The 14917-nt window shown below is 37.4% G+C and carries 17 protein-coding genes; 14 read left to right on the forward strand and 3 right to left on the reverse strand.

Features of this window, described 5'->3' with window-relative positions; all coding sequences use genetic code 11:
• Positions 1 to 7 precede the first annotated feature (7 nt).
• The 13 genes from PYV58_RS10745 to PYV58_RS10805 all read left to right on the forward strand — a co-directional run bounded on the left by PYV58_RS10745 (position 8) and on the right by PYV58_RS10805 (position 10678).
• Positions 8 to 574 (forward strand): HupE/UreJ family protein, encoded by a 567-nt coding sequence (locus PYV58_RS10745; RefSeq protein WP_034617375.1) that lies wholly within the window; start codon positions 8 to 10, stop codon positions 572 to 574.
• 43 nt (positions 575 to 617) lie between these two features.
• Positions 618 to 1487 carry an urease accessory protein UreD gene (locus tag PYV58_RS10750; RefSeq protein WP_034617373.1) on the forward strand — a complete coding sequence of 290 codons (870 nt, stop codon included), beginning with the start codon at positions 618 to 620 and terminating at the stop codon, positions 1485 to 1487.
• A 100-nt stretch (positions 1488 to 1587) separates the two neighbouring features.
• Positions 1588 to 1890, forward strand: a complete 303-nt coding sequence (gene ureA, locus PYV58_RS10755) for an urease subunit gamma (protein WP_004720298.1) — start codon at positions 1588 to 1590, stop codon at positions 1888 to 1890.
• A gap of 28 nt (positions 1891 to 1918) precedes the next feature.
• The gene (locus PYV58_RS10760; protein ID WP_004821682.1) at positions 1919 to 2227 is read left to right on the forward strand and encodes an urease subunit beta; all 309 of its coding nucleotides are present in this window, start codon (positions 1919 to 1921) and stop codon (positions 2225 to 2227) included.
• Between the two features lie 13 nt (positions 2228 to 2240).
• Positions 2241 to 3941, forward strand: coding sequence for an urease subunit alpha (gene ureC / locus PYV58_RS10765; protein ID WP_034617371.1), 1701 nt, complete (start codon positions 2241 to 2243; stop codon positions 3939 to 3941).
• A gap of 195 nt (positions 3942 to 4136) precedes the next feature.
• A complete protein-coding gene (locus PYV58_RS10770) occupies positions 4137 to 4751 on the forward strand; it encodes a lysozyme (protein WP_034617368.1) in 615 nt (204 codons plus the stop codon).
• Positions 4752 to 4959: 208 nt separating this feature from the next.
• On the forward strand, positions 4960 to 6006 hold the full coding sequence (locus tag PYV58_RS10775; protein WP_034617365.1) for a hypothetical protein: 1047 nt from the start codon (positions 4960 to 4962) through the stop codon (positions 6004 to 6006).
• Positions 6007 to 6102: 96 nt separating this feature from the next.
• Positions 6103 to 6684 (forward strand): histidine phosphatase family protein, encoded by a 582-nt coding sequence (locus PYV58_RS10780; RefSeq protein WP_034617362.1) that lies wholly within the window; start codon positions 6103 to 6105, stop codon positions 6682 to 6684.
• A 15-nt stretch (positions 6685 to 6699) separates the two neighbouring features.
• Positions 6700 to 7758 (forward strand): hypothetical protein, encoded by a 1059-nt coding sequence (locus PYV58_RS10785; RefSeq protein WP_034617359.1) that lies wholly within the window; start codon positions 6700 to 6702, stop codon positions 7756 to 7758.
• A gap of 80 nt (positions 7759 to 7838) precedes the next feature.
• A complete protein-coding gene (gene puuE / locus PYV58_RS10790; protein ID WP_034617356.1) occupies positions 7839 to 8804 on the forward strand; it encodes an allantoinase PuuE in 966 nt (321 codons plus the stop codon).
• 126 nt (positions 8805 to 8930) lie between these two features.
• A complete protein-coding gene (gene uraD, locus PYV58_RS10795) occupies positions 8931 to 9452 on the forward strand; it encodes a 2-oxo-4-hydroxy-4-carboxy-5-ureidoimidazoline decarboxylase (RefSeq protein WP_034617353.1) in 522 nt (173 codons plus the stop codon).
• Positions 9453 to 9485: 33 nt separating this feature from the next.
• Positions 9486 to 9806, forward strand: coding sequence for a hydroxyisourate hydrolase (gene uraH / locus PYV58_RS10800; protein WP_034617350.1), 321 nt, complete (start codon positions 9486 to 9488; stop codon positions 9804 to 9806).
• A 149-nt stretch (positions 9807 to 9955) separates the two neighbouring features.
• Complete coding sequence (locus PYV58_RS10805) at positions 9956 to 10678, forward strand: outer membrane protein OmpK (protein ID WP_034617347.1); 723 nt, start codon at positions 9956 to 9958, stop codon at positions 10676 to 10678.
• A gap of 203 nt (positions 10679 to 10881) precedes the next feature.
• Here PYV58_RS10805 and PYV58_RS10810 read toward each other — a convergent pair whose 3' ends face one another.
• Both PYV58_RS10810 and alc read right to left on the reverse strand, forming a co-directional pair.
• Positions 10882 to 11376 carry an ureidoglycolate lyase gene (locus PYV58_RS10810; RefSeq protein ID WP_034617344.1) on the reverse strand — a complete coding sequence of 165 codons (495 nt, stop codon included), beginning with the start codon at positions 11374 to 11376 and terminating at the stop codon, positions 10882 to 10884.
• 4 nt (positions 11377 to 11380) lie between these two features.
• Positions 11381 to 12388 carry an allantoicase gene (gene alc / locus PYV58_RS10815; protein ID WP_034617340.1) on the reverse strand — a complete coding sequence of 336 codons (1008 nt, stop codon included), beginning with the start codon at positions 12386 to 12388 and terminating at the stop codon, positions 11381 to 11383.
• A gap of 213 nt (positions 12389 to 12601) precedes the next feature.
• Here alc and hpxO point away from each other — a divergent pair, with 213 nt between their 5' ends.
• The gene (gene hpxO / locus PYV58_RS10820; protein WP_034617337.1) at positions 12602 to 13759 is read left to right on the forward strand and encodes an FAD-dependent urate hydroxylase HpxO; all 1158 of its coding nucleotides are present in this window, start codon (positions 12602 to 12604) and stop codon (positions 13757 to 13759) included.
• 175 nt (positions 13760 to 13934) lie between these two features.
• Here hpxO and PYV58_RS10825 read toward each other — a convergent pair whose 3' ends face one another.
• Complete coding sequence (locus PYV58_RS10825) at positions 13935 to 14867, reverse strand: LysR family transcriptional regulator (protein ID WP_004720328.1); 933 nt, start codon at positions 14865 to 14867, stop codon at positions 13935 to 13937.
• Positions 14868 to 14917 lie beyond the last annotated feature (50 nt).

Here is a 14917-nt window from a genome sequence, read left to right on the forward strand (position 1 = left end):
AATTCAAATGCGTTTTTTTAAACACAGTCTGATGGCATGTGCTGCATATTTACCTGTATTGGCTTTGGCTCATCCTGGACATGATCACCATAGCGGTTTTTGGGCAGGCTTTATTCACCCATTTACAGGTTTAGATCATTTGATGATGGCAATCGCATTTGGTGTATTGATGTGGACGGCAAATCAACGCTGGAAGCTTTTCGGCTTGATTGGCTTAGCTGTAGCAATGGTGATTGGCTTTATGATCGGTAGCCAAGGATTTATTCCAGCAGTAGTTGCTGAGTACGGCATCATTGCGTCATTGATTTTATTGGCTGTTGCGCTTTGGACAAAAACAAATCAAGTTTTACCTATCGCAGCAGTTCTATTAGCAAGTTTTCACGGCGTTGCACATGGCGCTGAATTAGGCCAATCAGGTCATGCTAGCTTACTGATTTTAGGTATGGTGACAGCAATGGCATTGATCTATGCGGGTGGATTGGGCATTGGTGCTTTTATCAAAAAGTACTTTCCATATGGCAAAAAAATTATTGGTACTTTGGCTGCAATCGTTGCCGTTATTGGTTTGGCTTAATGTTTAAGCGCTTAATTGCGGATATCAATTTATAAAGGCGGTCATGACAAGTTTAGTGGAACATCTTCCTGATCAGCGCCTGTGGTATGCCAAACTCGAATTGGGTTTTCAGGCTCAAACTGAGCGAACGGTATTGGCGCATCGTAGACATTTTGGACCTGTACGTGTGCAAAAGATGCTGTGGCCAGAAAAAACTGGAATTTGTCATGCGATTATTGTCCATCCGCCTGCGGGTATTGCAGGTGGCGATCATTTAACATTTGAGATCAGTGTAGATGCTGCTGCCCATGCCTTAGTCACAACCCCAGGTGCTGGTAAATGGTATCGAACCAATGGCAAACAAGCTTATCAACATATCCATATCTCAGTTAAACACAATGCTGTGTTTGAATGGCTTCCTCAAGAAACCATGTTATTTGATGGTGCCAATGCTCACTCAGAAACCTTGATTCAGCTTGATCAGACAGCAAGCTTTATCGGTTGGGATATGTTGGTAATTGGTCGACAAGCTCGAGATGAAAAATTTCAATCTGGTGCTTATCACAGTCATTTTAAATTATGGCGAAATCAGCAATTACTGGTGGCAGACACACTGAGTTTTAAAGGCAATGATCGTTGGCTCAGTTCTTGTCTAGGCATGAATAATCATGCCGTTATGGGCAGTTTATGGGCAGTTCCTCCTGAAAAATTCCGAGCAAACATTTATTTAGAGGCACATATCGATTTAATTCGTGAGTTGATGATGCGAATGGATATGCCTGTAAGGTTAACCTTATTGGGTGATGTCATCAGTGCACGTTTTTTAGGTGATGATGTTCGACATTGTCATGATGCCTTTGCTGCAATACGTGCCAGATTAAGGCGATATTGGTTTGATTTGGATGAAGCATTTCCACGCATTTGGCGAACTTGATTCATTCAAAGATCACCTTTTAGAAATAAAATCTGCGTGTTTAATTTAAAACTGAGCACATATTTTGCATAAAAAAATGTGAGAACTTTAGGAAATACATATGGAACTCAATCCTACTGAAAAAGATAAACTGCTGATTTTTACAGCGGGTTTGGTTGCAGAACGTCGCAAAGCACGTGGATTAAAACTCAATTATCCTGAATCTATTGCATTTATTTCCGCAGCACTGCTTGAAGGTGCGCGAGATGGAATGACCGTCAGTGAGTTGATGCATTTTGGCACCACCTTACTCAGTCGTGATGATGTGATGGAGGGTGTGCCTGAGATGATTGCCGAAGTGCAGGTAGAGGCTACTTTTCCAGATGGCTCAAAGCTCGTCACAGTCCATCAACCGATTGTATAGAACACTTCTTCAAAATTAGGATAAGCATATGATCCCTGGTGAAATTATTACAGCTGATTGTGATATTGAAATGAATGTCGGTCGTGAAGTACTAAAAATTTCAGTGTCAAATATAGGTGATCGGCCGATTCAAGTGGGTTCACATTTTCATTTTTATGAAGCCAACGATGCTTTGCAATTTGATCGTGAACGTGCCAAAGGTTTTCGTTTAAATATTGCGGCTGGTACAGCGGTTCGGTTTGAACCAGGGCAGCGACGTGATGTAGAAATCGTTGCACTGGTCGGAAAACGTGAAGTCTATGGTTTCGCAGGGCGTGTGATGGGTAAGTTGGACTAAAAGGATAATCAAAATGAAAATGTCACGTCGAGCTTATGCTGAAATGTTTGGTCCTACCGTTGGGGATCGAGTACGTTTAGCAGATACCGAACTTTTTATAGAAGTTGAACAAGACCTCACCACCTATGGTGAAGAAGTTAAATTTGGTGGTGGTAAAGTTATCCGCGATGGGATGGGACAATCTCAATTACTTGCAGCAGATGTTGCCGATACGGTGATTACTAACGCATTGATTGTCGATTGGTGGGGAATTATTAAAGCCGATGTGGGATTAAAAAATGGGCGAATTTGGAAAATAGGTAAAGCCGGCAATCCTGATATTCAACCTGATATTACCATTCCACTTGGTGCGGCCACTGAGGTGATTGCAGGTGAAGGGCAAATACTTACAGCTGGTGGAATAGATACCCATATTCATTGGATTTGCCCACAACAAGTTGAAACAGCGTTAATGTCGGGAACAACGACCATGATTGGTGGTGGTACTGGTCCTGCTGCAGGAACATCGGCAACAACGGTAACACCGGGGCCATGGCATATTTCAACCATGCTGCAAGCCATTGATGATTTACCTATGAATATTGGCTTATTGGGTAAAGGTAATTTGAGTCAACCTGAACCGATTGCGGAGCAGATTAAAGCAGGTGTGGTGGGGTTGAAATTGCATGAAGACTGGGGTTCTACTCCTGCTGCAATTGATAATTGTCTAACTGTGGCAGATGAATATGATGTACAAGTGGCGATTCATACCGATACTTTAAATGAAAGTGGGTTTATTGAAGAAACACTGGGGGCATTTAAAAATCGTACTATTCACACTTATCATACTGAAGGTGCGGGTGGTGGTCATGCACCTGATATTTTAAAAGCCATTGGTCAAGCAAATGTTTTACCATCTTCAACCAATCCAACCCGCCCATATACCATCAATACCATTGATGAACACTTAGACATGCTCATGGTCTGCCACCATTTAGATCCAGCGATAGCTGAAGATGTCGCATTTGCTGAGAGTCGTATTCGTCGCGAAACGATTGCAGCAGAAGATATTTTGCAAGATCTCGGCGCAATTTCAATGATGTCTTCTGATTCTCAAGCCATGGGGCGTGTGGGTGAGGTGATTTTACGTACTTGGCAAACGGCGCATAAAATGAAAGTGCAACGTGGACCATTAGAAGGCGATAATCAGTATCATGATAATAATCGGGTGAAGCGTTATATTGCAAAATATACAATAAATCCCGCCATTACTCATGGTTTAAGCCACGAAATTGGTTCTATAGAAGAAGGAAAACTTGCTGATTTGGTGTTGTGGAAACCCGCGTTTTTTGGGGTAAAACCATCGATGATCATTAAAGGTGGAATGATTGCGGCAGCGCCAATGGGGGATATTAATGCCTCAATTCCAACACCACAGCCGGTACATTACCGTCCAATGTTTGGAGCGTATCCAAGAGGCGTGCATAATACCTGTATTACTTTCTTGTCACAGGCCGCAATTGAACTTGGTGTTGCTGAAAAATTACAATTAAAGAAGTTAATTTCACCTTGTAAAAATACCAGAAACATCACTAAACAAGACATGAAGCATAATAGCTATTGTCCTGTGATGGATGTGCATCCTGAAACCTATGAAGTTCGTGCAGATGGTGTACATCTAACTTGTGAAGCTGCTGAAGTATTACCAATGGCACAGCGTTATTTCTTGTTTTAATTCTATGTATATCAACAGCAACAAGAAGATAAAACTCCTTTCTTATGATAAGAGCGGAGTTTTTCTATTTAAAATCAATAGATCTATACCCAATGCAACCAAAGACAACTTTATTTATTCAAAAAGCTATGTTTAATATTGGGTGGTATTGGTACAGCGATATAACCTTTTCCTTTTTTTTTTTGAGTTTTATTGATGACGCGATTTTGGTCTAAATTTTTTTCCAAGTTATTTTCTATGTTGTTTTCAAAGCCATTGAATCAACAGCAGCGCGAATCGAATAAACATAGGGCTGATTATTCCAATTCAAATATCGGTGTCGCTATTGATTCTGATACGAATGTCATTGGCTTTGCACAAGATCAAATTACTTATGTAAGTCCTCAAGGCGTGGATTTGATTTGTGGTTTTGAGGGATTAGAGCTTAAAGCTTATGATGATGGTGTTGGTGTGTGTACCATCGGTTATGGAACAACGATTTACCCGCATGGAAAAGCTGTTCAGTATGGTGATACTTGTACCATTGAACAAGCAAAAAACTATATGCAATATGACCTTAGACGTTTTGAGCAAGCAGTAACTGCTGCTGTAAATGTGCCGTTAAATCAAAATCAGTTTGATGCGTTGGTTTCATTGAGCTATAACATTGGTATTGGTGCTTTTAAAAATTCAACTTTATTAAAATTATTGAACGCCTCTGATTATCACGCTGCCAGTGATCAATTTGATGTTTGGATCAAAGCAGGTGGCAAAACAGTACAAGGTTTAGTAAACCGAAGAGCAGTAGAGAAACTCTTATTTAACTCATAATTTTAAAGCTCTTTGCTAAATTAAAAAATGCTCATCTGGAGTGAATCATATAGCTATAGAAGGTTCCTTCTCCCTTGGGGGAGAAGGCTAGGATGAGGGGGCTTTTATGTTGATTTATGATTTAAAAAAGAGCTGATGAAAGAAGCCTTTTGAAAATGAAGATGATTTTTAAAATATCAAAAAAGAGAAAAATATAAGGGCCAATTTGATGATTAGAGTATTAAAAATAGCAATTTTTATTGCTTTTATAGGGATGAATAAATTTGCGTATGCTGATGTGCGGTCTGAATTAAATTTAATAAGCCAAGATTTATTAATAGCATGTAAAAATGAAGATGATTATAGACCAATAAAAAACTTGAATAACTTCTTAAATGACTCAAAAGGAAGTGATATTCATGTATATGATCTTATGTTTATATTTAATTCAGATTTTTTACTTTTTATAAAAGATAAAAATTGTGCTTTGGCAGCAAGTAAATTTTCAGCTAATGGTATTTCAATTAAAGAAAAATATTTTAAAGATAAATATGATATAGAGAGAATGTTGAATAATGAAGTTTATAGGCAAGCAGGTTATGCTAATTTAATTGAGTATTCTTGGACGATGGATAACCAAAAATTACAACAAGCTCAAGAAAATTTTAATATTTATTTAAATAGAAATATTATTTCAAAAAATGAGAAAAGCCGATGTGGAGAGTTATGTAAAGATTATGTATATCTAAAAGAAGATCATGGATTTTATCTTCCTCTTCATTATGTGGGTATTTTAATGGCATATCATGATCTATTTCAACATCATTATAAAAATTTAAAAAAAACAGAACAGCAGATCACACAACTTCAAGAAATATTTGATTTAACTAATGATTTTGAAATCAAATATATAAAAAAAACAGGTTTAAATTCTTTCCCCTTCGAAGTTGCATCAATTGAAAACTTTAAATTAATTTTTAAAATTGATGACCGAAACATTAAAAATATTTTCTATGCAAAACTAGATGCTTATATAAAATATCGTATTGAAAACAATCTTCTTGATGATCGCATGATAGAAAATATATATGAGATTTTAAGCAAAGAAAGCAGATACTTGTACACAAAGGTTGAATATCTAGGTACACATGAGACTAAAAGCAAAAGTGTAACAAGTTATCAATTAGGTCAGCACATTTATAGTTTTATAGTTTCAGACAATAAGTTAAAACTAATTATGGAGCCGATAAATTTTTCTAACCAAAATTCTGGATGATTAATCTTCAAAAATGATGATTGAAATATGAGTTGTAAATTGATTGACTAAAAATTATTGATTATTTTCAAAATAAAGGTGAGGTAAGAGAATTTTATGAGCATTTATTTAATCCGTCATGCGCAAAGTTTAGGTAATGTAAACGGTAAAACTGAGTCACATGCAAGTATTCCCTTAACCGAATTTGGACATGAACAAGCGCAAAAACTTGTTGATGTTTTACCACCAGCAAAGCAGATTTTTATCTCGCCATTCCTCCGTACACGTCTAACAGCTGAACCAATTTTATTACGAGATCAGATTACACCTCAAGTTCTAGATATTCAGGAGTTTTCTTACTTATCCGATACGCGATGTAAAAATACCACTTTAGAGGAACGAAAACCTTGGGTAGATGATTATTGGAATCAAGCAGATGTGAACCTAGTGACAAGTGACGGCGCTGAGTCTTTTGCAAATTTTTATCAACGCGTTACGGACTTTATTTCGCACTTGGATTCGTTAAAAGCACACTATCAACATGATCATTTACTGGTATTTAGTCATGGTCAGTTTTTACAGTTATTGAAAATGCTGGTTGAGCAAAAGCGAGAATTATCATCACAATTAATGCGTGATTTTCGTTATGCATTGTTAAATCATCAATTAGACAATACAGAGTTTTTTATTTTTAAATAAAATGAGATTAACAGCATGAATTTTATAATAAGAAAAATTGCTCTATTGACGGTTTTTACGTTTATACCTGTATCTACATATGCAGATATTGTGGCTTTAAAGTCAGATTTAACTCAATTTGCGCAACCTCTTGAAACACAATGTAAGGGGCTTGAAAGCTATATGCCTCTTACCATGTTGCATAAATTTTTAAATCGCTCAAATTCTGAAAAAATAGATGTGTATTCGATGGATGTTATTTTTGTTTCAGATTTTTTGGGTTATTTAGAAGATAAAAATTGTGCTTTAGCGGCATCTGATTTCACCATATCGGGCGTTAAAATTTTGAATCAATATCGTGACTTATGGGAGAAAGATTTACCAAAAGAGAGAAAAATCTTGAGATATGAAACCTACCTTGCAGCAGGTGATGCAAGTTTGGTGAAATATAAATGGACGCATAAGATTCAATATCTAGATGATGCGTATCAATTTTATACAAAGTACTTAGTGACCAATGCAATCAGTCAACAACAAAAACAACAATGTGGGAAAAAATGTGCTGAATACTTAGCTGATGTAAGTAAGATGCAATACTTTAATCTGTATGATTACGCGTCTATATCCTATGAATATCAAAAACTTTTTCGTGATATCTATGAACAATATTCACAACAAGATGCAAATTTTTCAGACAATCTCGAAAGTCTGAATCTGGTTTTTGAACGTACTGATCAATTTGAAGTGAGTGCAATTAAAGCCACAGGATTAAGCTCAGTAAATAAAGAGGTGGCTTCTTTAGATAATTTTGATCGCATTTTTAGTTCTGGTGATAAAAAACTTATAGAACTTTATACAAAACGTTTAGATCAATATCTACAAAATAGAATCCAGCATAAATTATTAGATGCAGAGATGACGGATAAAATTTATCAATTCTTGTTAAAAGAATCGAATGAAAATAATGCGATGATTGTACGTACTCAGCAGGAAAGTGGTCTTCAACCTAATCAAAGTTTTCAAATTGGAAAACATCAATATATTTTCAAGGGAACAAGTCATCACGTGCAGTTAACTTTCCAACCCGTTGAGTAAAGCATGAGTGAGATTGGCATAAAAACTGCTTGATCATTCACACTAAAAAATGGTGATTGAAAAGTTTAAAGGCGGTTTGAGTGAATAAAACTTATTTACGTGGGCAAGACTTAATAGACCAAATCCAAAATACTCCCTATTCACGAGATCTCATTGGCTATCACGGTGAAGTACCCAAAGTAGCATGGCCCAATCAAGCCCAAATAGCGGTACAGTTTGTTCTCAACTATGAAGAAGGTGCTGAAAACCATATCGAACATGGTGATGCCGGTTCTGAGCAGTTTTTATCTGATATTGTGGGAGCAGCAAGTTTTTCAGACAAACATATGTCGATGGATTCGATGTATGAATATGGCGCTCGTGCAGGATTCTGGCGTATTCATCATGAGTTTAAAAAGCGTAACTTACCCATGACCATATTTGGAGTGGGCATGGCGCTGGCACGTAATCCATATATTGTGGAAGCCATTCAACAAGCCCATTACGATGTGGTTTCACACGGACAGCGTTGGCTAAATTACCAAACTATAGATATTGAAACGGAACGTCAGCATATTGATCAAGCGATCAGCATTCTAGAAACCTTATTTGGCACTACACCAATGGGTTGGTATACAGGGCGAGATAGCCCAAATACACGTAAATTATTGGCTGAATTTCCACAGATCAAATATGACTGCGATTACTATGGTGATGATTTGCCATTTTGGACAAGTTTAACCAATTTACAAGGCCAAAGCCGCCCGCACCTGATCATTCCATATACATTAGAAAGTAATGATATGAAGTTCTGCGCGCCTGCTGGTTTTAACAGTGGCGAGCAATTTTACCAATATTTAAAAGATGCCTTTGATGTGCTTTATGCAGAAGGTGAAACTGAGCCGAAAATGCTATCGATTGGCATGCATTGTCGTCTTCTGGGACGTCCCGGTCGTTTTAAAGCATTACAGCGTTTTTTAGATTATATCCAGACACATGAAAAAGTCTGGATCTGTCGTCGTGGCGATATCGCTGAACATTGGTTTAAACATCATCCTGCCGCATAATTGTCGCTATGAGGATGTGGCTTTTAAGGTAAGCACTTTATTTTTAATTGAATGCAGTAAAGCGCGCAGCAAAGTTTATATAAAAGTGTTTGAAAATTTTAGCGAACTCAAGCATAGGTATTATTCGTGAAAATAGAAGAATTTAATCAAGCATCATCAGAAGAGATTACAACCTTGCTCAAGCATTGTGTGCACATTCAACGTTGGTCAGATGAAATTTTGTCACAACGTCCATTTGTCAGCACTCAAGCGTTAATGGATTTTGCAAAAGCACAAGCCTCAACTTGGACATGGTTAGAAATTGCAAATGCATTAGCGACACACCCACGGATCGGTGAAAAAAAGGCTCAGGCAGTGCTGAGTGAAAAAGAGCAAGCATTTTCTCATCAAGAGCAATCAGCAATAAAACAGAGCACTGAAACACAACATGCTTTATTGCAAGGCAATATTGCTTATGAAAAGAAATTTGGTCATATTTTTTTAATTCGTGCTATGGGCTTAGATCAGACTGAAATTCTACAAGCACTGAAATATCGTTTATTAAATGATCCTGAAACAGAACAGCGTATTGTTAAACAACAACTTGGTGAAATTGCAATGTTAAGACTCAATCAAGAACTGAGTGAAAATGAAAGCTTAAATGATTGATTGCATTAAAATAATGTTTAGAAAGGAAATAACATGATCAGTACCCATATCTTAGACACGCATCTTGGCAAGCCTGCCGTAAATGTTCTGATAAAATTATTGGATAGCCAAGACAATATTGTTGCAGAATCAAGGACCAATGAAGATGGACGGGTTGCAGATTTTAATTTAAGTGGAATTAAAACAGGGGATTATAGTTTGGTTTTTTATACTGCTGGATATTTTGACCGTTTAGCCTTAGCAACGTTTTTCCCAAAAGTTGTGATTCATTTTTCAGTCCTTGATTTGGCACAACATTATCATATTCCTTTATTAATCAGCCCTTTTGCTTATTCCACATATCGTGGAAGCTAGCTTTTATAGAAATAAATTTTATCATCATGATTTTAAAGCCCATTGATTTGGGCTTTTTTTATGAAATTTTGACCAAGTGTAAAAAATTGGCTTTGTTTTTGCTTATTCACGCAGGTGTTTACCGCTATTTCTGATGGGGAATTTATACAATGAAATTAACACAATTTGCTGCGCTTTCAACTTTCGTTTGCACCACTTTTAGCACCCATGCTGCGCCTATTTGGCAAGACTTTAGCATTACTGGATTATATGGAAAAAATTATGAATTAATTGCTCGGGAAGATGACCAATCGACTATTACTTTTGAATATGCAGCGAAATTAAAATATGGGGACTTCTTTGCATTTGCGGATCGTACTAATAATGATGTTTCAGGCAATGAGACCTATTTTGAAGTTTCACCACGATTGAGCTTAGGCGCGATTTCAGGGCATAAGTTGGAAGCAGGACCAATCAAAGACGTTCTTATTGCTACAACATGGGAAGGCGGTGAAGGGTTTAATAATTATCTGTATGGGATCGGGGTAGATTTGGCGATTCCATATTTCCAATATGCACAATTAAACTTTTATAAAGCAGACAATTACAAGAACACAAATGATGATTATCAGCTGACTTTTGTTTTTGGTGTGCCTTTCAAAATTGCATCAGAAGATTTTCTTGTTGATGGTTTTCTGGATTGGTCAACCGCTGAAGATGATCATGCCAGTGAGTTAAACTGGACCACCCAGTGGAAATGGAATGCGGGTAAACATATTTCACCGGATACGAAATTGTATTTAGGCGTTGAGTATTCTGTTTGGAATAATAAATACGGCATCTCAGGCAAAGATGAAAATAATGTCAGTGCTTTAATTAAATATCATTTTTAAAATGATCTTTATCTGATCATATTTTTAAATGCATGAATAGGATTGAGATAAGCTTAAGATCATTTTTCCAAACCAGCGTAACACTGAATGATGCTGTGCTGGTTTTTTATAACCTAGGGTAAAGTCTTATCTCAACACTCTTCAGCACTTTTAGTGTGAATGTTTTGATCCATGTATTTTTATTTGCTGTTATGAAATGGTGATTATAAGGTCAGGACAATATTTTCATTAAATTGAAAAACATCACAATTGTGACCCTCACCAATCCGATCAATTACAGTAAAGTCGCTGGGTGCTTCAAGCGTCAATAACGGATGATGCCAAGTGCCTGCACGATAGTTTACAGCCTGTTGGCCATTGCTTATAAAGGCATAAATATGATCAAGATCAGGTTGATCCTGATCTAAAGCCGCTGCAACAACAACCAAGAAGGATTGACCTTGCATCGGAATAAATGCCTGTGAACCGATTGGATGGCGTTCAAGCATTTGAATTTCGCAAGGTACTTGGGTTTTTTGAATATTACGGAAAATACTTAATCCGACTTCAGCATTGGCCGCTTGGGCCAAGGATAAAGCATGATAGCGTTCCGTATGTGCGCCATTGATATGGAAAAAGTCATTGCCAGCACAGGCAATGACCTCACCAAATGCTGCAAAAGCTTCAGCAGTTAATGGCTGAATTTGAATATATTTCATAAAATCACTCTGCAATTTTACCCCATAATCGGATACGGCTAATGCCACCGTCTGGAATCATATTGACACGAATATGTGAAATTTTTTCATGTTTTAAAATGTCGGCTACATAATCATGAATATGATCCATTTGCATATCCTGAGCATTGAGTAGAAATGGCCAAAACATACTTTGCGGAATCAATTGTGGATCAGTCGCATTTTCAATATATATCGCCTGAATCGATACTTGAGCGGGGAAATTGCCTTTAAAATGTGCGGTATCAATTTCAATTTTTTCAATTACACCACTTTGACCTAGGGCCAAAATACACCAGTCAAATCCAGGTGCACGGCGGCGTTTGGTTTCCCAACCATCACCCATATTGATCCCACGATTCGGATTGATCAAATTACGAGGATGGCCAAAATGGGCATCACTATAGGCAATCACGCGTCCACCATTTTCAAGTGCCAGTAAATCTAATGTATGTTGGTGATCTTGGATCTGTATTTGCACTTCACCATAGACGCGAAAACGTGCAATGCCACCATCAGGAAAAATATTTAAGCGGACATGGGTAAAGACTGCTGAATTTTTAATGTCAAAAATATGATGTTGGCTTGGTCCAAGAACAGAATTGTCTAGAATGGGCTGCCATAGTGCATTGCTTAAGTCCCCATTTGGTGCATAACAGGCTTCAATTGAAGCGGAAGCAGGGTAATTCCCCGTAAAAAAAGTGGTATCAATATCAAATGCTGTAATTTTTCCAGCAACACCTAATTTAACAATTGCCCAGTCATAGCCTGCATGTCGTTTACGACGGGTTTCCCATCCATCCATCCATTTGCCGTGATTATCAAATTTATCTTCTACAAAAATGGGTGGATTAAATTGCAACATTCGTTGTGCTTCTGCAAAAAAATCATCTGAACATTCAAGTACTTTTGTACCAATTCGGGGATCTGCCAAATTGCTGTATTGTAGCAAATGTGCAGGAAGCTCAAAACTTGGTGCAAGTAAAGTTGCCATATTTATTTACCATTCATATTACGATTTATATCATTTTATTGATTGATATCAGCACTTAAAGCTCAATAAGCACTCATAAAAACAATATCTTAGCGTCCTCATCATGCATAGCTTATGCCAACTTTGCTTAAGGAATGTTTTGATTTTTAAATAAATGGCACGTTTTTAGCATTTTAGTCATAAGTGTTAAAGAAACAGACAGAGGAGAAATAGATGGAGATTACTATTATCGGTGCAGGTATGGGGGGATTAACCGCAGGTATTGCACTAAAAAAATTCGGACATACGGTCACCATCTATGAACAAACTGAACAAATTCTAGCTGTAGGTGCTGCTATTTCTTTATGGTCAAATGGTGTTAAGTGTTTAAACTATTTAGGCTTAACGGATCAAGTTGCTAAACTTGGTGGTCGAATGGATCATTTAGCCTATATCGATGGCTTAACTGGTGAGCACATGACTCAGTTTAGTTTAATGCCTTTGATTGAAGAGGTTGGGCAACGGCCTTATCCAGTTTCCCGTGCAGACTTACAAAACATGTTGATGGATGAATTTGGCCGTGACGATATTCATCTTGGGAAAAAAATGGTTGCACTAGAACAAGTAGATCAACAGATAAAAGTTCAGTTTGCAGATGGCAGTGAAGTCACCACAGCATTGTTAATTGGTGCTGATGGAACACATTCACTGACCCGCCAATATGTACTGGGTGAACAGGTTGAACGTCGTTATGCAGGTTATGTTAATTGGAATGGCTTAGTCGAAATTTCAGATAAATTTGCCCAAGCAGATCAATGGACCACCTTTGTTGGAGAGGGAAAACGTGTTTCGCTTATGCCAGTGGCAGAGCAACGTTTTTACTTCTTCTTTGATGTGCCATTGCCTGTAGGTTTAGAAAACAGTAAAGCCCAATATAAAACACTCTTTAAACAATATTTTAAGGACTGGTGCCAGCCAGTTCAAAACTTAATTGAAGCGATTGATGAGCAAAAAACCAATCGAGTAGAAATTCATGATATTGAACCTTTTACCCAGTTTTATAAAGGGCGGGTGGTGATTATGGGGGATGCAGCTCACAGTACTACGCCTGATATTGGTCAAGGCGGTTGCCAAGCCATGGAAGATGCAATTTACTTAGCACGCGCTTTGCAAATCAATACATTAGGCTTAGAGGATGCGTTAAAACGTTATCAAAATAAACGTAATGAGCGTGCCAATGAGCTGGTATTACGTGCACGTAAGCGATGTGATGTGACCCATATGAAAGATGAGGCCGTGACCGAAGCGTGGTATCAAGATTTACGTCAAGAACAAGGCCCACATATTATGCGTGGCATTATCAGCAATATTATCGGAAATCCTTTAGATTAAATGTTGCTAGGTCGATGCTGAATTTAAATTACTGAATCTAAATTCAGCATCGGAAATCTAATGCTTTTGATTCATATATGTTTAGGGAGTTATTGCTAGTCATCACTCAGCCACACGTCTTTGCTTTGTTGCTTAAGGGGCTGTTGTTCATGTATTACAACATAGCTAAAGCTGATTATTGATAAGGGATCAACTTGAGCTTAAATGCTTCGATTTGTTCAATAAGATGCTTAATCATAATTTGCGATACGCGTGAAAGTTGTCGTTTGGGCGCAACACATAAAGCCAGTGTTAATGGATATAAACCCTTTTCTCGAATCGGCTTAAAAACCAGCTCGTCACGTTCTAAATATGGATATGCATCAATAAATGACAATAAGCCAATACCTAAATTCTTTTGAATTAATGACATAATCATTCGAATGTCATTACAATCTAAGTGCTGTTGTGGGCTAAATTTATGATGCTTATACAAGGTCTGCACATAATCATGAATAATTAAAGGAGCGCCAGGAATTAAGTGTTTATCGTTGACACTATCTGACAAATAAACTTTCTCATTTTTTGTTAAAGGGTGGTCTTTAGGTAAAACAAAACCGATTGGGATTTCGACAAAAGATAAAACCTCTAATTGATGATGGCCTTTCGGGTTTAATAAAATTCCAAAGTCAATTTCAGCGTCCATAATCATATTTGACACAGTTTCACTGTCTTGGATATGAAAATTAAAATTGATCCAAGGGTAGTTGTCATACATATATTGAATTGAATCTAAAACGAAGCCATCACTGAGTGCCGAAATCAATCCGCAATCAATTGTTCCCCGAGAAAGCCCTTGGATTTCATCAAACCGATTACGGGTTAATTGAAATTCTTTTTGCCACTTAATCAGATCCGCATAGAGTAACTCTCCAGCAAGCGTCAGTTTTAATCCACTGGGTAAACGTTCAAACAGATCAATGCCAAACTCTTCCTCAGCGAGCGCGATTTGACGATGTACCGCTGATACTGAAATATAGAGTTGATCTGCTGCTTTTCTTAAGCTGCCTGTCTTGGCAACCGCAATAAAATAATCAGAAAATCGCGAAAAAGTTGTATTCACAGGCATATGGGCTGTCCATTATTTATATTTCACGGACTTATTCCTAAGCAATGAAA

The sequence above is a fragment of the Acinetobacter sp. TAC-1 genome (assembly GCF_029025845.1).
Taxonomy (GTDB): domain Bacteria; phylum Pseudomonadota; class Gammaproteobacteria; order Pseudomonadales; family Moraxellaceae; genus Acinetobacter; species Acinetobacter guillouiae.

Coding starts and splice junctions, on each gene's coding strand:
- PYV58_RS10760 (WP_004821682.1), top strand. CDS start 1,919: ATGATCCCTGGTGAAATTATTACAGCTGATTGTGATATTGAAATGAAT.
- alc (WP_034617340.1), bottom strand. CDS start 12,388: ATGGCAACTTTACTTGCACCAAGTTTTGAGCTTCCTGCACATTTGCTA.
- PYV58_RS10745 (WP_034617375.1), top strand. CDS start 8: ATGCGTTTTTTTAAACACAGTCTGATGGCATGTGCTGCATATTTACCT.
- PYV58_RS10770 (WP_034617368.1), top strand. CDS start 4,137: ATGACGCGATTTTGGTCTAAATTTTTTTCCAAGTTATTTTCTATGTTG.
- PYV58_RS10750 (WP_034617373.1), top strand. CDS start 618: ATGACAAGTTTAGTGGAACATCTTCCTGATCAGCGCCTGTGGTATGCC.
- ureC (WP_034617371.1), top strand. CDS start 2,241: ATGAAAATGTCACGTCGAGCTTATGCTGAAATGTTTGGTCCTACCGTT.
- PYV58_RS10775 (WP_034617365.1), top strand. CDS start 4,960: ATGATTAGAGTATTAAAAATAGCAATTTTTATTGCTTTTATAGGGATG.
- PYV58_RS10825 (WP_004720328.1), bottom strand. CDS start 14,867: ATGCCTGTGAATACAACTTTTTCGCGATTTTCTGATTATTTTATTGCG.
- PYV58_RS10805 (WP_034617347.1), top strand. CDS start 9,956: ATGAAATTAACACAATTTGCTGCGCTTTCAACTTTCGTTTGCACCACT.
- PYV58_RS10810 (WP_034617344.1), bottom strand. CDS start 11,376: ATGAAATATATTCAAATTCAGCCATTAACTGCTGAAGCTTTTGCAGCA.
- hpxO (WP_034617337.1), top strand. CDS start 12,602: ATGGAGATTACTATTATCGGTGCAGGTATGGGGGGATTAACCGCAGGT.
- PYV58_RS10785 (WP_034617359.1), top strand. CDS start 6,700: ATGAATTTTATAATAAGAAAAATTGCTCTATTGACGGTTTTTACGTTT.
- ureA (WP_004720298.1), top strand. CDS start 1,588: ATGGAACTCAATCCTACTGAAAAAGATAAACTGCTGATTTTTACAGCG.
- PYV58_RS10780 (WP_034617362.1), top strand. CDS start 6,103: ATGAGCATTTATTTAATCCGTCATGCGCAAAGTTTAGGTAATGTAAAC.
- uraH (WP_034617350.1), top strand. CDS start 9,486: ATGATCAGTACCCATATCTTAGACACGCATCTTGGCAAGCCTGCCGTA.